This is a genomic window from Trichocoleus sp. Lan (genome assembly GCF_039961855.1).
In the GTDB taxonomy this organism is placed as follows: domain Bacteria; phylum Cyanobacteriota; class Cyanobacteriia; order Cyanobacteriales; family FACHB-T130; genus FACHB-T130.
The window spans coordinates 87,799-107,319 of record NZ_JAMPKA010000016.1; the positions used below are offsets into that span (position 1 = coordinate 87,799).

Genomic DNA, 19,521 nt, shown 5'->3' on the forward strand with positions numbered 1-19,521 from the left:
ATTGCCTCTAGGGTGAAACATCTATTTTGCCAGTGACGATCTCTTGCTTAACAGAAGCGACGAAAGCTTCTTGCTCTGGAGTTAACGAGCCATAAAAAGGAGCTAAATCTTGGACTTCCTCTAGCAGCCCAAACTTGTATTGCTTGCCTTCCCATCGCCCCTGTTGTACCAAGGTTGCTCCCTCCAGCATTAACATAGGCACCTGCTGGATAACGCTGGTAACAATCGTCTTTGGAGCCAGTTTGTGCTGATTTTCAATCTCATTGGTGGCATGTCTCCAGCTGATAACGTAAACACCCTTACTTTGGGCAGCTACTTTAATAACACCTATATTGGCTCTATCGGCATCAACGACTAAAACATCAGTTCCCGCTGCTACTTGCTCTTGGGCAATTTTTCTAGCTTTGTCCGCATCTGACCAACTGTTAAGCCACTTGATAGAAACTGTACTGTCCAGTTTCGTTGCCCGGACACCCCGTTTAAATAAGATAGCCTCTTCTTCCATCACTGGATATGCTTGACCGCCAATAAAGGCAACTTTTTTAGTTTTGGTTTTGAGTCCGGCAACGACCCCAGTTAGATAACCCACTTCCCCACTCCGAAACGCCAAAGCACCCACGTTTTTATTGTTACCGGCATAACTGCTCATGAGGGCAAATTTAGTGCGAGGAAAATCTTTGGCAACTGTTTCGGCGGCGTCGCGATATTCATCACCATGACTGATGAGGAAATCAAAACTTTTTTGGGCATATTGACGAAAAAGTTTCTCACCATCAGCTTCAGGAACGCTAGCAGTATAAGCCACCTCAGCCCCAAGTTCTTTTTCAATCAATTTCAGCCCTTCGTAACCTGATTGATTCCAACCTTTGTCATTTATAGGGCCAGGAAAAAGCATTGCTACTTTAAAAGTCCCGGCTTTTCCAGCCTCAGGTGTAGGTGTAATCTTGCTTCCGGTTGCACCGCAGGCCACCAGAAACAAAGTTAAAACTAGGCAAATAGTTTTCTTGCTCATGGATAGTGGGTAGTGGGTCATGGGTGGTGGGTAGTTGGTAAGGATGACCACTTATTACCTACTACCTCTTGACTAAGGACTCAGGACTACTAAGACACTAAAAGAATTTTGCTTCTAGATTCTATCTACTTTTATTTAATTGGTCTAGCTGGGGTCAGCAGGAAATATCCTCTCTAGAAAGCGTTCATTATATTTGCGATTTTTTTAATTGATAAATATAAAACAAATTATTTTATGGGGAACAAGATGAGTAGTATTGCAGCTATTGATAATATTTTTCCACAGGTTGTTGCCCCAATTTTATTTTAAGCTAACTTATACTAATACCATTTAACTTTTGTGATGCTACACTTCAGATACTTCTAGTCTAAGCTCAAAGAAGTGTAACTCGATATCAGCCTCTGCTTAACCTAAGAGACTGGATGGAAGTAATGTGGGTGCTGGTGTTTCGGCGGGCATAACGAATGGGTGAGTTTAAGTTTTTAACTTGCACCTAGTGTTACATTTATTCTTTTTTGTAATATTAATTTCGATAAAATACCGGCTATATTCCAAGCATCATCTCCTCCTCTATGGTGAGTTCCTTCAAGGGGAAGATTCAGTAATTCTAATGCCATATCCATGCCAATTTCATTTGGCATGGCATGAATAATCCCAAAAAGAGTTTTGATATTTATATGTCGGGTTCCGAAAGGATAACTGATATGGCGAGATTGGCATTGTTTTTCAAATTGTCGTCGGTCGTAGTCGCCGTAGCTTGCCCAAACTCTATTTTTTGATAAATATTTTTTCTTTAAAATTGAACAGGCTGATTCAAAAGAAATTCCTAGATTAACTTGTGCTTGAGTTAATGTGGTTAAATTGGTGCAAAATTGACTAACTTGGGAACGTTCGGGTTTCACGAGGATACTTTCTTTTTCCAAGCGATCTCCCGTAGCGATATCAATTGGACAAATCCCAATTTCGATGATTTCGTTTTTTTGTCCAGCGGGTGGATTTCCTTGCCAGCAAGTTGATTCAATATCAACCACAAGGATTTGGTCTAATTTCTTAGTCATTTTGGGGTGACTTCTTGTTTGGTGTGGACACCCCGTAGAGGTGCCTCTACGGGGTATTGGGAATTTGAAATAATTAGTCAGTTAATTCGGTGCGAAGTTGATTGACAACTCGGCTTAAGGCTACTGAATGGGAGGCTTTGAAAAGGATGCGATCGCCTTCTTGCACCATTTCTTTCAAACGCTCTACCACAGCCTGATGCGTCGAAAAGCACTCAGCAGGTAAAGGGGCAGCACCCAGAGCGATCGCTTCGGCTTCTTTGTCATCTACCAGCACCAGCAAAGCGTCTAGATTCAACCGCCGCGCCGCTTCTCCAACTGCAAAGTGGAATTGGGGCGATCGCTCTCCCAATTCCTTCATCGTCCCCAGAACCGCAATATGCCTTTTTCCTGGCGTTTGTGCCAACAATTGCAGCGCCGCCAGCATTGACTCTAGCCCAGCATTGTAGGTTTCATCCAAAATGGCAACATCGTTGGGCAAATCGTAGCGCTGCGCCCTCCCAGATGGGAGATTTACCGACAAACCGGCGGTTAACAATTTCCAGTCAACCTGGAGAACTTTAGCTACTGCCAAGGCTGCCAGAAAATTAGATGCATTATGACGCCCCGGTAGCGGTAACGGCAGATGCACCCCTTCGACGCACAATGTCTCGTTATCAATCAATTCCCCGCGTAAATCTCCCCCTTCCAAGCCGTAGGTAATGGTTTGCCCTTGCCAAACTGTTGCCGCAGTTTCCATTAACAAGCGGTTGTCGTGATTCAGAACAGCGATGCTATTGGAAGGCATTTCCGCGAGTAATTCGCATTTCGCTTGGGCGATCGCTTCCTCCGAACCCAACCGCCCGATATGCGCGGTTCCCACATTCGTAATTACCGCTACAGAAGGTTGTGCAATTTGTGTTAATAGGGCAATTTCACCCCTAGCACGCATTGCCATTTCAATAACAGCATAGTTATGCATTGGTGAAAGTTCTAATAGTGTTTTGGGAACACCAATTTCGTTGTTGTAGTTAGCCTGAGTTTTAAGAATGTCGCCCTTTGTTGACAAAACTGCTGCAATTAATTCTTTGGTAGTGGTTTTACCTACCGAGCCGGTTATACCGATTACAGGGATATCGAACTGCAAGCGCCACCAATGAGCGATCGTCTGATATGCTTTCAAGGTGTCTTCTAGGCACAAATGCGGAATAGATCCCGACAATGGGTGGTCAGTAATGGCTGCGATCGCTCCTTTTTCTAGAGCCGTTTCCACAAACTCATGCCCGTCAAACTTGTCTCCCCGTAGTGCCACAAAAATTTCCCCCGGCTTCAGACTACGGGTGTCAGTTGTAATTCCTGCAACATATCTTGCTAATTCGGCGTCAGATAGATTGATTGGTTTCGCCCCTATGATTTGGGCTATTTGAGAGAGGAGGACGTGACAAGGCATGAGGCTTATGTTCATTCAAGAAGATTCATCCTTATCATGCACTACGCAAAGCGTTAGAACAAAAGATGCATTTTGAGCAGTGATTTCCATCACATAATCCGCTATCTTGTCCCACTACTTTAGAGGTAGATGCGCGAAGTGAATAATTGATGCTCTGCGGCATCCGTATTTTTACTTCATCGAAACTTCACAATTTTGCCGCATATTTGCGGAACCATTTGAAGAATCAACCAAGATATGCTCTATTTGGGGTAATCTTTCTCCGATTATAGGAGTATAGAAAATAGCCCCCTTATCAGGGTGATATTTAGGGTGCATCGATTCAAGCGTCTACTACACGACAGTTGCAATAGAAATAAACCGAATCAACCGAACTGATATAAACTCAGCCCTAGCGTGCGTACGTAGGGGGGCATTGAAGTGACAACCTGGACAGACTGTTATCACCGACACACTAGCACTGAAGAGCAGCAGCTTTACGATCATTTGCTTTACTGGGTTCAACATGAATCACCCAGTCGGATGATCGAGCGATTTCGCCAGCTGTTCATGGATGGCGTGGGGTATTCAGAGCCAAAAATCTGGATGGCGCTGGAGAGAATTACGACTTCCAAGCAGGCTGAGCAGGAATTCCGGTTTATTCTTAATCGGTGCTGCCATATTCTGATCAATCGCTGGCAGATGCACCCCAATCTCCAAGCGTCCATCCCGGATTTGGTAGAAATATTCCAGACGCCTCCGGTCATGGGAACGGTTCGCTCTCGCGGAGCCAGACGTTTGCGGGAACTGGTAAGGATTTTCAACCAGACGGAGCAATATCTGACCCTGCGACGGCTAGCCCAGGTGATGAGTCAAGCCGCAGAGGCAGCTGGCAATGACTCTAAGCCTTTAGGAAGCTTAATTCGCCGGTATCCCTACCTATATGAACATTGCCTGTTGAGTGAAGACAGTTCTTACGAGCATCAGCAAACAGTTCGGCAAATTCAATCCCGAATTCAGCGGGGATTTGAAGTCGATTTGTCTCAGTACGTGACTTACCAAGTACGGCGTGCCCAAGTGTCGCGTCAGACTTGCCCCAGTCAACGCGAACGAATTATCCAGCCGGTGACGAATCCAACGTTATTGAGCGATCGCGAACTGGGTGTTGCTCTCAAACAATTTTACGGCAAAGTAGAAGGCTCCCACACCTACCGGGATTTATCACAGCGCTTCCTCACCCACACTAGCCAAACACCTTCCTACAGAGCTTTTAAATGGGATTTATACGAATATCTGACCGCTTCCATTGACCCAGAATTTGGTAAACGTCAGTTTAACGAGCGCTTGTATGCCCAGCTAAAAAACACTCTCCCGAATAGCGATTCCCAAAGACCTAGCGAATTCTTGATTGTCCGAACTTGTAGTCAATTGTTGAACTTTTTAGTGGTAGAAAGTCCGCAGCGACCGAATCACTATGTCTTCGTCGATCTGATTACGAATTTGGGGGCGACATTCACAACCGGCTTGCTTTTGAAAATAGTGCTGCTGTGCCGCAAGGTCAAGCCCTACTTGGAAAAGCGATTTTCAATTCTTTTTAACCACTACGAGTCTTATGCCAGAGATGGTGTGCCGTGGTTAATCAAATCTCTGGAAAATCTGAATGTAGCTTTAAGCCTACACTTTGGGGATGCTGATGTTTCCTGCTTGAGCCAAATATTATGAGCTAAATATTATCAGGAATTGCCGCTGATTGCCCCAACGAAGGCAAGAGGCATTATTTTTTACTTTTCTAGTTTTTCCAATTACCACTACATTTCATCTGTCTATTGCCCCGAATTCAGCAGGGGTTCAGGAAAGCTGATGTGTAGCCTCACAAAAGTGAAATGGTAACAGTTAGCTCAAATACAATCCCTAACCCCCTAAGCCTCCTTCCCTTAGTGGAGGAATTGAGGGGGTTCGCGGGGGCGCAAGGAGGGTACACAGACGAAGAAATCCGACTTCTGCTGCTGGTGAAAAACAGTTTTCCCCTGATTTTGTACGCCTGCTTAATGAAAAGTTAGGAACGGTTCGATGCAGAAAATAAATTTTATGCTAAAATCTTGCTCGTGAATCAGAATCGGATGTAAGCTTTGTTACTCGCGCAGCAAGTTTATCTCTACTGTGTGGGCAAATAGCTCTCCGAAACTGGAGCTTGAAAATATTGAATGGTGGAGATATTTCCGTGTCGATATATGTAGGAAACCTATCCTACGAAGTTACGCAAGACGATCTCACATCTGTCTTTACAGAGTACGGAACCGTTAAACGAGTTCAGCTGCCTACAGATCGAGAAACGGGGCGGATGCGTGGCTTTGGATTTGTGGAAATGGGAACGGATGCTGAAGAGGAAGCTGCAATTGAAGCCCTCGATGGAGCAGAGTGGATGGGTCGCACCCTGAAAGTAAATAAAGCCAAACCCCGTGAAGATAGGGGTGGGAGTCGCAGTCCAGGAAGCAGGAGCGGTCAAGGAGGAGGAGGAAATTTCTCTTCCCGGCGCTATTGAGCTAGTGGCTTAATCATGTCAACTTGAGATTGGAATAACAGCAAAGATCGATTGCCTGTAATTCTCTGCTTGATTTCGGTTAGGGACTAGCAGTGTTAGTTGGTCAAAATTGAGTAAAAATGCGCCCAGCATCTTACGACTACACCAGACCAGGTTAGTCGTAAGATGCTGGGTGGCGCATGGTACAATCAATGCTTAGGGTAGCTTAAGTGTGCTGCTCGCCCGTCGTTTGGCTGGAGTCATCTCAGGTACTCAGAGCGACTGAATAAGGTAGGGCTGCTCCTGGAAGTTCGAGACTGAGTACGTTGGTAGGCTAATCGCACTCGTCGGGAAAAACAATAAGCAAAAAGCTTTGTACAGAAGCGATATTGGGTCTGTACAACTCCAGTACGCAAAGGGTCTGGAGGTGAGTAGGGCACTAGAGACTCGGCAGCCAAGTCTTTACCCGAAACACACCGAAAACGGCAGTAGGGACATGGTCATAACCCTTGCCCCTGCTCCAATCGCAGGAGGAATGAACGAAAGCTGCGATCGCTCACGGGAAGCCATCGATCGTGGATTAAGTTCACACCCGAAAAGCAACTTAATCACCTATACAGAGGAATCATCAAGAATGACCCAAGTGGTTTTAGGCGAAAATGAGGGAATAGAATCAGCTTTGCGCCGCTTCAAACGGCAAGTATCCAAGGCTGGAATCTTAGCAGATTTTAGATATCGGCGGCATTTTGAAACTCCCATAGAAAAGCGCAAGCGCAAGGCAACTGCTGCCCGCCGCAAAAAAAGACGTTTTGGGTAACAAAAGTGAGTTGCCCTGGCGTGCTACCACTACAGCATCAGCTAGGGCGCTTCTTTAGATTCTTTATTTGCCATAACACTACGGCTATTGTAAAGACTCATAGATTTCTCAACTCCTTGTTTGAGGCTCAACTCCACCGCCTCAACCACGAGTTGCATGACATCAGACAAAGCTTTACTTTCATCAGGGGAAAACCGACCCAAGACGTGGGAAACCGTGTCCTGTTCTACTTTGGTTTTACCGATGCCAATCCGCAATCGAGGGAAATTTTGAGTACCGAGATGAGCGATCGCAGACTTCATTCCATTATGTCCCCCAGCCGAACCAGAAAGACGCAAGCGAATCTTTCCCAGCGGCAAATCCATATCGTCATAAATTACTAGGACAGACTCTGGCGGCAATTTATACCAATCCGTCACCGCGCGAATTGCCTGTCCGGAGAGATTCATATAGGTAAGGGGTTTGAGTAACCGCACCTTGTCTCCGTGTAATCCGCGTCCCTCCCCAAACTCCCCCTGGAACTTGCGATTTTCACTCTTGGAAATTTGCCAGGAACGCGCTAAGGCATCAATCACTTCAAACCCGATATTGTGTCGCGTCTTCTCGTACTTGGGTTCTGGATTCCCCAGACCAACGATTAGCTGGGGAATCACTAGAGTAGAGGTTGCCTTTCCGTTGTCAGTGGTCATTTTTTGATTGTCCATTATCAATTGTCGATGATTAGTAACCACTAACCTGGGTCAAGCGAATTAAGAAGCGATCGCTAACTTCGTCAGATTACTTGTTGAGCCTCTTCTTGGGGAACAGAAGCAATGAGTTTTTCTTGGTCTCGCTTGCGCTTTTTCGCATAAAGCTGAATGGTCGCTGCCATCGTCACAATCAGCCCAACAACGAGCCAAGTGGTAATGTCTGTAGGCAGGCTATTCTTAAACACAGCCAGCAAAACAATCACCACTAAAAGTAACGTCGGCGCTTCATTCAAAGCGCGTAACTGCTGACTATTCCAGGTGCATCGGTCTTCGGCTAACTGTTTGATGAGACGACCACAGTAATGATGGTAGCCAATCAAAGCAGTCACCAGACCGAGTTTGATATGCAACCAACTCTCTCGTAGCACTTCAGTCTCAGTACTTACCAGACCAATTGCCATCGCTACCGTGACAATCATGCCCGGTGTAGTGATGATGTTGTAAAGGCGTTTTTCCATAATCTGATACTGATTCTTCAGAATCGTTTGGGCAGGTTCTGGCTGTTCCGACGCCTCTACGTGATAAATAAATAAACGTACTAGGTAGAACAAGCCTGCAAACCAAACCACAAAGCCGACAATGTGAAAAGCCTTAAACCAGAAATAAGCCATCAATCGTGTCCTCTACAGTCAAACTCTGTAAAATCAACAAGTTTTTGCAAGGGTAGCAGAGCAATTTTTCAAACTGAGTGCTGGAAGAGAGTTTCCAGATAGACCCGTGCTGCTTTGCGATAACTGTGCGAAGCTTCTGGGGTGCTGCCATTACCATTTTGCAGCAAGAACAGCGACAGCGCTGCGGCAAATACCCGGTCTTGATCCCAATCGGGATGAGTTTCCAGGTAATCTTTGAGAGATTCGTGTAGGTCTTCGGGAATTTCTGCCAAGATACTGATATTTGTGTTCATAGAATTCCTTTGCGTTGTCTATGGGTAAGGGCGCAACAGGCCCATGCCCTTACAAGGGTCAGTCTTGCAGTTGCCAATCACACTGACCGTCGCATCATTGTCTGCTGAGAGGGGGTAGGGTTGTCAATGCTGCGAAATATTACAGGCCGGGGTATGTCTAAAAAATATTCACGAGTTAATCAGCTTTGTAGGCGGATTTTTGTTACTTATCTTTACAAAAACTCGGTTGCTCTCGGCTGAGTTACTGTCTTTTAGAAAAATCCCCAATCGAACAGCAAAACCCGATCCGAGTGTTCAACCCTGTGGAAAAGGTCAGAGAACCTGTGGAAAAAGTTGAACGCCTTTGTGGAAAGGCTGGGGAATGGGTGGGGAAAAGTTGGGTGAAAGATAAGAATTGCAAAGTGCTAATCGAAGGACGGCTGATACTCAGTCGAGGGTTGAAATGTTGATACTTTAAAACGTTGGTCGGTTAAAATTTAACGTTTTAATCCGATCCAACATTTCAACCTTAAATGGCTATCCTACGGAATCAGGCGGCTGAAGGAGCTGGAACTGAGAGGGAATGTCCCAAAGCAGCGAAAACTTGGCGTTGCTCAAACAGGGTAACGAGGTCGCTGTTGATTTTGTTTTGGGCGGCTTCTGCTTTGAGGATTTTCAGGGCAGTTTCTACGGGCAAGCGGCGCTTATAGGGGCGATCGCTTGCTGTAAGAGCATCATAAATATCCGCAATTGTCAATATCTGAGACTGAATTGGAATCGCTTCCTGTTTCAAGCCTTGAGGGTAGCCACTCCCGTCGAGTTTTTCGTGATGCCCTGCGGCGATCGCGGGAACATCTTTGAGGTGTTTCGTCCAGGGTATCCGGTTGAGAAACTCAAAAGTGTGCGTGACGTGCGCTTGGATGATTAAACGCTCTTCGGTTGTCAGGTTGCCTTGTGGCACCATCAGCTGAGCAATCTCTGTCGGTGAGAGGAGAGGCTTGATCTGTCCATCCACATCTTGATAAGTGTAACCAGACAGCTCTTGGAGCCGTTCTGGAAGCTCTTGGGCGAGAATGTGGGGTTCGTTCGCCTCTAGTAGGAGATGCCAATATTCATTGAGTTGCGCGATCGCATCCTCTAACTGACTATCTAATTGTTGTAGCTGTTGGCAGTGGGAACAGACAATTTCCGAATCTTTATGTTGATGGCTGGGATGCTCCAGTAAATACTTAAATTTAGTCTGGGCGCATTCCATTTCCAGCGTTCGCTGCGCCACAGCAAAGCGGTTACGAATCACCTCTATCTGGGATGGGTAGAGTTTTTTCTGCTTCCCCAGAATGGCTTCGGGTGTACTGACTTTGCCAAAGTCATGTAACAGTGCAGCGTAGCGAATTTCTTGGATTTGGCGTTCGTTAAAATAAATTGACCGCAGCGATCCCGTGGTAATTGTACTGGCTTCTTGCGAGAGACGCACCACTAAGTCGGCAACTCGTTCGGAATGCCCGGATGTTGTGGGATCTCGTGTTTCAATAATTTGGACAGAAGCTCTAACAAAGCCCTCAAATAGATTTTCAATACTTTCTTGCAGCTGATTGCGTTCGATCGAGATCGCCGCCTGAGAAGCAAGCGAGCGCACAACGCGCTCTTCCCAAGCAGAATAAGGTTGGGTAACATTCAGCACATTTTCAGGCGTGACAATCGCATCACGATTAACCTTGCGATTAATTAGCTGAAGCACCCCAATAATTTCCCCTTCACCGTCTTGCATGGGTAGCACTAAGACGGAGCGAGTATGGTAAGGAATCGAGCTGTCAAAACTGCGATCCAACTGATAGGGAACTTCCAGGGGTAAATTATAAGCATCCGGCAAATTTAAGCTTTCACCTGTCAGCGCCACATACCCTGCCAGACTTTTGGGAGTCAATGGCATCAAAAACTCTTGAAAGGAATCGCTGCATTGAGAATCATTTTGCGCGACCTTAAACACTAACTTGGGAGTGGCACTACTTCGCTCTACTAAATAAACACTCCCCGCATCACTACAAGTAATTTCCCGACTCTTCGATAAAATCAGATTCAGTAATTCTTTTAAATTATGACTGCTCGAAAGCGCTGTCCCGATTGCCAAAAGTTGCTCAATGAGTTCTGCTGGCTCTTTGATTTCCGGAAGCCACACTTGGTTCTTCGCTGTGATTATCTGGCAAGGGGAGACAGTCATAAGTATGCACCGTTTGATTACACGTAAGCTTGATGGTAGCTGCTTGAATATAGGTTTCTAAAAAAGCAACTCAGGCACCGCAGAGCAGGAATACCGGGTTTATCTTTGCAGCCGGTAATGCTCCTCGCTCAACCAGGAGTATTTTAATCCTAGTTTTTGGAGCGAACCTCTCTATGACTATCATCTGCTATTTCTACGCAGCTCTAAACAGAGATTTTAAAGAAAAGATAAAGTTAGCAAGATTTGCGACGAAATCAGAAGCATAGTTTGTCTTGAAAGTTACTGTCGAGTCTGTTGAAAAGGCTAAAAACCGTCTTTTTAGAGTGATTACTTATTTGCATACTTCATCTATTCTTCATAATTCTTCTTGAAAAATTTACACTGGTTGCTGAGTCCTAAATTCTAATTTCCAGGTAATTTGGCGTACCAGTCATCGGCATTTTTACTGATTCTTTTTAATGACTTTCGGGAGATGCGAGCTAAGTTAGCTAGAATCAAGCTCATCTTGCCTTAAAATAGGAGTTTGTGGCGGTGATGGGCAAGAAAGCCGCATTAGAAAAAATTGCCAAGACAAGTCTTTTTGACAGTGCGAAATTGTAATACTCATTACAATTTCCCTAGTAGTTGCTCATCGGATTAGGCATCGCAGTTCTAAATAACTCGGAAAGGTGAGATCCCAGACTTCGGGAGAGAAGTCGGGGATATGATGGGCTGGCTCACCGCTCAAATCGGATTGCTCTAGTTCGCTAACGGCGCGGAAAATTGGGAAGCTAGCACCCACCATCGGCAAGCTTCCCCGATTCATTCCATTTGTCTCAAGATAAAAATGCCCACCCGACTTTTGGGATGTTAAAGCTCTCGACGGGTATCTCGCTTTGCCCTGAAAGTAATTAGATAAGAATTCTAATTTTGACTGGGTGGAGGCGTCCGATTCGTCAAGCGTTGAAAGGCGATTTGGATCGCTAAGGCAACTAGACCAACAGCCACTAAGGCAAAGATAGAGGTTGCCAGCGTGCTGACGCCCACCACGAGGGTGCGAACAGCGATCGCAATATTGATGGTCGTTACATTATCCGAGTGGATGGGCTTGGCAGCAAAGCTTTGAGCAATTGAATTGGTGAGGAAATAACAACCTGTTGCCATTGCTCCTGCGATCGACGCACCACTCAAACAGCGTAGAGGACTCGTGGGCGTTTGGACTGGGGCTGGTGGGTTTTGGGTAGTGTTCGGATTATTCATAGATTAATTGAGCGATTCGCAATTAGGGGGTAGTGAATATTTAGCGCAATCAATGGGCAACAACCCGAATCCCAGCGGTGGTAAACGGTGCTACCCACAAATCTAAATTGGGTTCGGGGATTGACTTTCTTACGTGCTGCTGTACTTGTTGTGCCTTGGCTTCTGATTCCGAAAGAGCAAACACGGTTGGCCCCGATCCCGACATCATTGCCCCCAAGACCCCCGCTTCATAGAACGCTTCCCGCAGTCGCAGCACTTGGGGATACTCCGGCAATACGACTTTTTCTAAGTCATTGTGCAGTAATTGACCGATTTTCACCTGATCTTTCTTGAAGATGGCGTTAACCATCGCTCCAGAATGTACCCGTTGTCTGCGAACCTCTAAACTATCAGCGTCAGAAACGTAGGTACTGATATACTTCTGCCGGTAAGTTTGATAAGCCCAGGGTGTAGATACCGCAAGGTTGCGGTATTTGCCCAATACCACCCAGGGATGCTCCAAATTAGGGAGGGGAGAGAGTTGTTCGCCTCGCCCAGTTGCCAGCGCTGTCCCCCCCGCGATGCAAAACGGGACATCTGAGCCAATTTTTGCTGCCAGTTCTTGCAATTCCGACTGAGTGAGTCCTAGATGCCACAGCAAATCGATTCCCATTAAAACAGCAGCAGCATTGCTAGATCCCCCTGCTAACCCTGCCCCCACGGGGATTCGTTTGTTGATGTTAATCGCGACACCGCCGTACTGGGCAAAAGCTTGGGGAAATTCTGCCGCCATCAATTCTGCTGCGCGGTAGGCAAGGTTGGTTTTGTCTGACGGTACTAGGGGATGATCGCAGTGAACTTGGATGGATTCAGTGCTAAGCGATCGCAAATCAATTTGGTCGGTAAGACCGACACTTTGCAGCACCATCGCCAGTTCGTGATAACCATCCGGGCGATCGCTGATAATTTCCAGATACAGATTAATTTTGGCTGGGGAAATCAGGGTATAGGAACGCATTAGGGTTTTGTAGATATATGCCCACAGGCTCTCATACTGGGGCTACATAAACCAAGTTTGACGAGAGCAGGCTTAGTCAAACAAGCGATCTTTTCAGTCCGCGCACCATCCTGACAAGAGTTTGTGTAGCCGCAACTTTAGTCGTTAGGCTTGAGCAAATTACTCAAAGCAACCCACTGGGTAAGGCCCAAGTCTTCGGCGCGGGCTTGAGGGTTTACTTCTAATTGTTCCAGTATTTGGGTGAGGCGATCGCGTTCAACCACACTTTTCAGATTATTTCGCAACATTTTGCGCTTTTCGGCAAAGCCGAGTTTGACTAAATTCTCTAGGTGCTTGGGGTTCTGGGCGGGCGGTTCTATCAATCGCGGACGCAGCCGCACTACCGCTGAATCTACTTTGGGCGGCGGATAAAATGCTCCCGCTGGCACAATACAGATTAACTCGCACTCTGCCAAATACTGCACCCGCACGGTTAATGCCCCAAAATGTTTCGTGCCTGGTTTGGCATAAAGCCTTTGTGCAACTTCTTTTTGTACCAGCAGCACGATGGAATCAAACGGCTTAGCGGCTGGCTGGGCAATGGTACCTAACAACTTTTCCAGAATTGGGCCGGTGATGTTGTAAGGAATATTGGCAACAACTTTATTGGGATGTTGGAACGCTGGAAAAGGAGCAAGTTGAGCGTCTAAGTCGAATGAAAGGAAATCGCCTTGCAAAAGTAAAAAATGATCGACTTTACCTAATTGTTTAGCCAGCAGTTGACATAAATCGCGGTCAATTTCAACCGCAACAACAGATTGAGCTAAAGGTAATAAGCGACGAGTCAGGATGCCGGTGCCGGGGCCAATTTCTAAGACCCGTGAAGCGGAGCGATCGCCCTCAGGCGACTCGCTGCTGGATAACTCCGCTGCGGCGACAATTTGATTGAGCGCCTTGTCACTCCGCAGCCAGTGTTGAGCAAATTGTTTTCGAGGTTGAGGCGATCGCATGGAGGAAAGGATGCTGTTACAGTCTTCCTTCCAACCTACCACGCGGTCAAGTTGCTGCTTCCCCAAAGCTAAATAATGCCCTAAATCTAGAGCCAAGCCGCCTCAGTCGCCCCGGATCGACTTATTGCTTTTTCTTAAAAAAATCTGGATACCGGAAAAACTTCTGCCAGACTTGTATAGGTTTGCATCCTCCACAAGCAGGAGATTTGTCGGTGAAGTACGAAATTCGCTATAAACCAGCCTTTGCCTCTATTTTTGTCATCCTGAATCCAGGTGATAGCCTCACTGCTGAGGCGGGAGCTATGACCAGTATGGATGCCAAATTGTCGATAAAGACGGAATTTTCAGGGGGTTTAATCTCTGGATTGCTAAAGAAATTCTTTGGTGGGGAATCCCTTTTTGTGAATGTTTTTACCAACAATACACAGCAACCTCTGAATTTAATCTTGACTCAATCCACCATTGGCGATATAGCTTGTATTGACTTGCGGGGCGGACGAGAAATTTGCTTTCAACCAGGTGCTTATATTGCCCATAGTCCAGGCGTGAAAATGGGAGTTCAGTGGGCAGGTTTTAAGAGCTGGATCTCAGGAGAAGGGCTGTTTAAGCTGAAGTTAAGCGGTCAAGGTCAGGTATTTTTCGGTGCTTATGGCGGCATCATTCAAAAACGGATAACCGGGGAATTTGTGGTTGATAGCGGTCACTTAGTTGCCTACGAACCTGGCATCAAAATGAATGTTGGACTCGCAGGCGGCTTGCTTGGTTCTGTCACGTCGGGGGAAGGGTTAGTCAACCGGCTGACGGGGCAAGGAGAAATTTATTTACAATCTCGCAGTATTGGGGGTTTGGTCGGATATTTACGTCCTAAATTTCGTTAAGAAAAAGCCGATCGTAATAGCTTTTTCACCTAATTGCTGAGTGCATAAATCAAGAGGATTTGTAGCGATGGATGTGGAAGTTTTACATCAACCGGACAGCGCGATCGCTCGCGTTACTCTCGGTGCCGGTGAAGAATTAGTCGCAGAAGCTGGCAGGATGATTGCCATGAGCGGTTATATCAATGCCAGTACGACTTTAAGGCAAGGAAAAGGCGGCGGAATTTTGGGCGGTCTGAAACGCATGGTTGCCGGTGAGTCGCTGTTTTTGAGCGTTTTTCGCTCTCCCACGGCTGGCGGTGAAGTATTTTTAGCTCCCAAATTGATGGGTGATATTTTGCTTTATGAAATGACTGGATCTGGGCTAGTCGTCCAATCTGCTTCTTACCTTGCTAGCGAGTCAGATGTTGATCTTGAATTAGGATTTCAAGGCATGAAATCTTTGTTTTCTGGGGAATCAATTTTTTGGTTAAATGTTAGCGGTCATGGCTCTGTTCTGCTTTCTTCCTTTGGGGCAATTTATGAAATTCCTGTGAATGGCGAATATATCGTTGACACGGGACATATTGTGGCGTTTGAAAAAAGCCTGAAGTTTGAAATTAAAAAAGCAACTTCCAGTTTAATTGGTTCGTTTTTGGGCGGAGAAGGATTCGTTTGTCGGTTTCAAGGGCAAGGTCGAGTGTTTTGCCAAACTCACAATCCAGGTGCCTTCGGGGTGCTAGTGGGTTCTCAGCTTCCGCCGCGATAAAGAGTGGGAATTTGTCATTGATAAATAGATTTTGAACGATTACCCATCCTTCAATTAGGAATTAGCAAAGGATAATTATGAATGAGATTGCCTACGAAATCGAGCATTCCCCAGCCTATGCTTCCCTACGCCTCGACTTACAAGCAAATCAAACTGTCTTGGTAGAATCGGGCGCAATGGCAGCAATGGATACTTGCATTAAAATGAAGTCCAAAGTCAAAGGTGGCTTAATGCAAGGTATCGGTCGGATGCTGGGCGGTGAATCTTTATTTTTGAGTGAATTTACCGCTGAAGGAAGGGCAGGACAACTCTATGTTTCGCCTGGAGTCCCTGGAGACATTCAGCATTACTACCTGAGTGGTAATGGATTGATGGTGCAATCTTCGGGTTTTGTTGCAGCTAACCCTAGTGTCGAAATTGATACTAAGTTTCAAGGTTTTAAGGGCTTCTTTAGTGGGGAGTCGTTATTTTTACTGAGAGCAACAGGTCAAGGAGATATCTGGTTTAGTTCTTATGGGGCAATTGTAGAAATTCCAGTTGCCGGTGATTATGTAGTAGATACGGGCTATATTGTGGCGTTTGAAGACTCGTTACAATACAATGTCGAAATGTTGGGAGGCTTGTCATTTAAAGGGCTGAGAACTGGAATTTTGGGCGGGGAAGGATTAGTTTGCCGCTTCCGGGGTAAAGGACGTTTATGGATTCAGTCGCGTGAGCTTTATGCACTGGTAAATTTCTTGAATCCGTTCCGTCCCGTGAAGAGTAGTAACTAAGCTGAATCTTGCTGTAACTGCACGAAATAGAACTTTTAGACGGTCGCGTTATGTCGGTTCTTACTTAAGGGCAATAGAGAGGAACCTCACCCCCAATCCCTCTCCGCGAACGGAGAGGGGAGAATATTGAACCCCTGTGGGTAAATGGGGTGGGGGTGAACTGTAGGGCATCTAAATAGAGAATTGCGAGCGCGTGCAGGTAACTCACGATGCAATAGAAAGAAGGTCAACGCATTGCTATATCGGATGCAACTAGGCAATGCAGTAACAATAGCGTTTTTGGAGCAAGCCTGAAGTGTCTGGAACTGCAACATCGAGCGATCGCAACCCACCTCCCAATAATCGCCAGTTACTGATTTTCTTAGGGCTATTTATTGGATTTATCGTCGGCGTTATTTGGCTGCTGGGGTTGTTTATTAATAGCTTAGTGTGGGTAATTCCTCCCAGCGTGGAGCGACAGTTGGGTGCCGTCATTGTCCCGGCTTATGAACGCTTGGCGAAGCCCTCACCGGCTCAAGATTCGCTCAATCAGCTGCTCGATAGGCTGGAGACAAAGTTGCCTTCCGAGCAGCGCCAAGAGAGAGATTATCGGGTGCTATATGTGCCCGATAATACAGTGAATGCGCTGGCGCTACCGGGCGATCGCATTATCATCTACGCCGGTTTGCTGAAACAGACGGAATCGGAAAATGAGCTGATGATGGTGTTGGGGCATGAATTGGGGCATTTTGCCCACCGCGATCATTTACGGGCGTTGGTGCGACAACTACTGTTACCCATTGCGATCGCTACTGTCTTTGGGGATGCTGCTGGGTTATCATCGGCAGCGGCGACGGGTGTTCAAGCTGTTAGCAGTTCCCGATTCTCTCAATCTCAGGAATCTGAGGCGGATGAGTTTGGCTTAACATTGTTGCAACAAACTTACGGTCATGTTGCGGGTGCAACCGACTTTTTTGCTCGAATGAGTCGCAAAAGTGGTGCAGGCTTTGATTTCTTGACCTCCCATCCTGCCCCTGGTAGGCGCGTTAAAGAATTGCAGCGCTTAATTGAGCAGCGGAATTATCCTGTAAAAGAGCGATCGCCTTTACCGGCAACGTTGGCGAACCTGGAAAAATAGCTAGCGCTCCCAAACCTAACCCTCCGCCCCTTTTTTCTACCAGGAAAGGGGCGCATGCTATCTTCAAAGCCCCTCTCCGATCCGGAGAGGGGTTTGGGGAGAGGTTTTTCCCGTTCACACGACTTGATTCGTAATCATCCACACAGTGCTATCCGAACGGACGTAGGGAACCGAAATTTTGCTAAATCCAGTAATGAAAGGTCTGTTGTATAACTGCCAATAACTGGGACTAATCTCATCAGCAATCGCCTTGAGCGCTTGCACTTCCTGCTTCAGTTCCTCCGCCAGTTCGTTAATTCGTTCAGCGCGATCCTGAGCGCGTTGTTTTCCTTCCTCTACCTGCTCTGCGAGAGGATGTTGTGTCCGCTCATGCAATAACTGTTGCGCCAATCCTTGCGATCGCCCGATCTCCTTCAATTTAGCTTCCAAGGCAGCGATCGCATCATCGATTCCCTTGACTTCAGCAGAGATTTGTGCTGTTTCTCTAGCATGACGACGATAAGCCTCAACGATTGCTTCTGGCGTGTTATAGCTCGGCAATACTGGATCGACTTTCAGGATGGCGCGTTCTTCTGTGAGCGCCTCAATCTGAGTGCGAATCGCTTCAATTTCTACTTGAATTGGCTCCATAATTACTTTCCTAACTTAGGTGAATAGTTCCGTAAAACTTCTGGCATTTTGTGAATCAATTTACAGGGTTACGATTACTCGACATTAATTCACCCGTTTGTTGACCTAACTTATGTTGAACCGAATTAGTCTTAAAAAGACAGCAAATTCGTTTTTAGTCATTGCCACAATTTTAAGTATGGAAACGGGATTGCTAAATGAGTCAATGCCTGCTTTAGCCGATATGACTACAAGTAACTGGAGCGAATGGATTGAAATCAATGAAACCAACAGTGTCAGCCGAGTGACGAATCGGAGAGACGATACCAGCCAGAACAACTGTCTGGATAATGCGCTTGAATTCCTGAAAAGTAGTAATGCCCAAGAGACAGGAGTTATCACAGAAGCAGCTTACGGACGATTTGGGAATCTGTCAGCTTATTTAATTTGTGCGCCTGAAGGGGATAAAGTTCTCGTTTTTGTTTCAGGACCTAGAAATCAATCTCGACAAATTCAGCAGTTACGCAAAAATCTGAGTGACCAATTTAGGAAATATTAGAGGTTTTCGCCCCGTGGGTGTCAATCGAGAGCGATCGCACTTGTGCCATAATTCCTTCATCCTTCCAAGCCGCCGCCATTGCCTCCACAACTGTCGGTGCCAACGCCGCCTCTGCTAAAGCTAATAAAGTTGGTCCCGCACCACTAATTACCATCCCAAAAGCACCAGAAGCCATTGCTGCCGAGCGCACAGCATCATATCCTCGAATCAACGCTGTCCGATAAGGCTGATGGATTCGGTCTTGCATCGCAACTCGCAACCAGTCACCCCTGCCGGTTTCCAGCCCTCGCAATAATAAACCCAGATGAGCTGTATTAAAAATTGCATCGGCACGGCTGTATTGAGTTGGTAAAACTCGCCGCGCTTCTTCAGTTGAAAGTTCAAAATCCGGAATCGCGACTACTGGCACAATCTCAGAATGCCAAGGAATCTCACAAATTTCCCATTCTTCTTTGCTTTCTCCGTGTCTGTGCGGTTCGTCACTCAAACCCGTCGCTGCTAGACGACACCCCCCCATCAGTGCTGGAACCACATTATCAGGATGTCCTTCCAGAGCGATCGCGATTCTTCCCACCTCATTTTCATCTAGAGGTGCCCCAGCCAGACAGTTCGCACCCACCAAACCTCCCACAATTGCCGTCGCCGAACTCCCCAATCCTCTTGCCAGTGGCACACCCAGCTCGATCTCGATCTGCACAGGCGGTGGCGTTTTCCCGATATGCTCGTACAATTTCACAAATGACTGATAAACCAGATTATCAGCACCCGTGTTGACTCGTGCGGCTTCTGTTCCCTCGACCGTAATGCTGAGTCGTGTTACAGCATCCGCTTCCAGGCGTGTGAACTTGAACTGGTTGTACAGCGTTAAAGCTGCGCCTATGCAATCAAAACCCGGCCCCAAGTTAGCAGTTGTGGCTGGAACGCTGACGGTAACGGTAGAAACAGGATGCAT

At 46.5% G+C, this 19,521-nt stretch carries 21 protein-coding genes; 8 read left to right on the plus strand and 13 right to left on the minus strand.

From position 1 onward, the window contains the following. Window positions 1-7: 7 nt before the first annotated feature. From NDA03_RS15635 to murF, 3 genes are all read right to left on the minus strand, one after another. Complete coding sequence (locus NDA03_RS15635; protein WP_190411589.1) at window positions 8-1,012, minus strand: BMP family protein; 1,005 nt, start codon at window positions 1,010-1,012, stop codon at window positions 8-10. A gap of 482 nt (window positions 1,013-1,494) precedes the next feature. Next, on the minus strand, window positions 1,495-2,070 hold the full coding sequence (locus NDA03_RS15640; RefSeq protein ID WP_348238532.1) for a 3'-5' exonuclease: 576 nt from the start codon (window positions 2,068-2,070) through the stop codon (window positions 1,495-1,497). 73 nt (window positions 2,071-2,143) lie between these two features. Further along, entirely contained in the window at window positions 2,144-3,496 is a 1,353-nt protein-coding gene (murF, locus tag NDA03_RS15645) for a UDP-N-acetylmuramoyl-tripeptide--D-alanyl-D-alanine ligase (protein WP_348238562.1), read from the minus strand. 420 nt (window positions 3,497-3,916) lie between these two features. On the opposite strand from murF, the gene NDA03_RS15650 reads away from it, so the two are divergent. The 3 genes from NDA03_RS15650 (at window position 3,917) to rpsU (ending at window position 6,813) form a co-directional block, all read left to right on the plus strand. After that, complete coding sequence (locus NDA03_RS15650) at window positions 3,917-5,197, plus strand: hypothetical protein (RefSeq protein ID WP_190524064.1); 1,281 nt, start codon at window positions 3,917-3,919, stop codon at window positions 5,195-5,197. A gap of 499 nt (window positions 5,198-5,696) precedes the next feature. Next, a complete protein-coding gene (locus NDA03_RS15655) occupies window positions 5,697-6,017 on the plus strand; it encodes an RNA-binding protein (RefSeq protein ID WP_190411592.1) in 321 nt (106 codons plus the stop codon). Window positions 6,018-6,630: 613 nt separating this feature from the next. Beyond that, window positions 6,631-6,813, plus strand: a complete 183-nt coding sequence (gene rpsU / locus NDA03_RS15660) for a 30S ribosomal protein S21 (protein WP_190411722.1) — start codon at window positions 6,631-6,633, stop codon at window positions 6,811-6,813. Window positions 6,814-6,854: 41 nt separating this feature from the next. Here rpsU and pth read toward each other — a convergent pair whose 3' ends face one another. The 8 genes from pth to rsmA all read right to left on the minus strand — a co-directional run bounded on the left by pth (window position 6,855) and on the right by rsmA (window position 13,888). After that, window positions 6,855-7,517, minus strand: a complete 663-nt coding sequence (gene pth / locus NDA03_RS15665; RefSeq protein ID WP_242037719.1) for an aminoacyl-tRNA hydrolase — start codon at window positions 7,515-7,517, stop codon at window positions 6,855-6,857. A 68-nt stretch (window positions 7,518-7,585) separates the two neighbouring features. After that, the gene (gene hemJ, locus NDA03_RS15670) at window positions 7,586-8,173 is read right to left on the minus strand and encodes a protoporphyrinogen oxidase HemJ (RefSeq protein WP_190429146.1); all 588 of its coding nucleotides are present in this window, start codon (window positions 8,171-8,173) and stop codon (window positions 7,586-7,588) included. A 68-nt stretch (window positions 8,174-8,241) separates the two neighbouring features. Next, window positions 8,242-8,466: a DUF2811 domain-containing protein gene (locus NDA03_RS15675; RefSeq protein ID WP_190411595.1), complete on the minus strand. Its 225-nt coding sequence runs from the start codon at window positions 8,464-8,466 to the stop codon at window positions 8,242-8,244. Window positions 8,467-8,995: 529 nt separating this feature from the next. Next, window positions 8,996-10,663: an HD family phosphohydrolase gene (locus tag NDA03_RS15680; protein WP_190674875.1), complete on the minus strand. Its 1,668-nt coding sequence runs from the start codon at window positions 10,661-10,663 to the stop codon at window positions 8,996-8,998. 628 nt (window positions 10,664-11,291) lie between these two features. Then, a complete protein-coding gene (locus NDA03_RS15685) occupies window positions 11,292-11,468 on the minus strand; it encodes a hypothetical protein (protein ID WP_348238533.1) in 177 nt (58 codons plus the stop codon). 98 nt (window positions 11,469-11,566) lie between these two features. Further along, the gene (locus tag NDA03_RS15690; protein ID WP_348232039.1) at window positions 11,567-11,902 is read right to left on the minus strand and encodes a DUF3082 domain-containing protein; all 336 of its coding nucleotides are present in this window, start codon (window positions 11,900-11,902) and stop codon (window positions 11,567-11,569) included. Between the two features lie 49 nt (window positions 11,903-11,951). Further along, on the minus strand, window positions 11,952-12,899 hold the full coding sequence (ispE, locus tag NDA03_RS15695) for a 4-(cytidine 5'-diphospho)-2-C-methyl-D-erythritol kinase (RefSeq protein ID WP_348238534.1): 948 nt from the start codon (window positions 12,897-12,899) through the stop codon (window positions 11,952-11,954). Window positions 12,900-13,036: 137 nt separating this feature from the next. Then, on the minus strand, window positions 13,037-13,888 hold the full coding sequence (rsmA, locus tag NDA03_RS15700; RefSeq protein WP_190429159.1) for a 16S rRNA (adenine(1518)-N(6)/adenine(1519)-N(6))-dimethyltransferase RsmA: 852 nt from the start codon (window positions 13,886-13,888) through the stop codon (window positions 13,037-13,039). A gap of 212 nt (window positions 13,889-14,100) precedes the next feature. Between rsmA and NDA03_RS15705 the strand changes: the two genes are divergently transcribed. From NDA03_RS15705 to NDA03_RS15720, 4 genes are all read left to right on the plus strand, one after another. Next, window positions 14,101-14,766 (plus strand): TIGR00266 family protein, encoded by a 666-nt coding sequence (locus NDA03_RS15705; protein WP_190429149.1) that lies wholly within the window; start codon window positions 14,101-14,103, stop codon window positions 14,764-14,766. 67 nt (window positions 14,767-14,833) lie between these two features. Continuing rightward, window positions 14,834-15,511 carry a TIGR00266 family protein gene (locus NDA03_RS15710; RefSeq protein WP_348238563.1) on the plus strand — a complete coding sequence of 226 codons (678 nt, stop codon included), beginning with the start codon at window positions 14,834-14,836 and terminating at the stop codon, window positions 15,509-15,511. A gap of 74 nt (window positions 15,512-15,585) precedes the next feature. Beyond that, window positions 15,586-16,284, plus strand: coding sequence for a TIGR00266 family protein (locus tag NDA03_RS15715; RefSeq protein ID WP_347276185.1), 699 nt, complete (start codon window positions 15,586-15,588; stop codon window positions 16,282-16,284). Between the two features lie 295 nt (window positions 16,285-16,579). Next, complete coding sequence (locus NDA03_RS15720; protein ID WP_348238535.1) at window positions 16,580-17,401, plus strand: M48 family metallopeptidase; 822 nt, start codon at window positions 16,580-16,582, stop codon at window positions 17,399-17,401. Between the two features lie 114 nt (window positions 17,402-17,515). Here NDA03_RS15720 and NDA03_RS15725 read toward each other — a convergent pair whose 3' ends face one another. Then, the gene (locus NDA03_RS15725; protein WP_348238536.1) at window positions 17,516-18,031 is read right to left on the minus strand and encodes a hypothetical protein; all 516 of its coding nucleotides are present in this window, start codon (window positions 18,029-18,031) and stop codon (window positions 17,516-17,518) included. Between the two features lie 112 nt (window positions 18,032-18,143). On the opposite strand from NDA03_RS15725, the gene NDA03_RS15730 reads away from it, so the two are divergent. Next, a complete protein-coding gene (locus tag NDA03_RS15730; RefSeq protein WP_190429155.1) occupies window positions 18,144-18,569 on the plus strand; it encodes a hypothetical protein in 426 nt (141 codons plus the stop codon). Here the strand turns inward: NDA03_RS15730 and thrB are convergent. Further along, complete coding sequence (thrB, locus tag NDA03_RS15735) at window positions 18,556-19,521, minus strand: homoserine kinase (RefSeq protein WP_348238537.1); 966 nt, start codon at window positions 19,519-19,521, stop codon at window positions 18,556-18,558. The two genes, NDA03_RS15730 and thrB, sit on opposite strands and share 14 nt — an antisense overlap.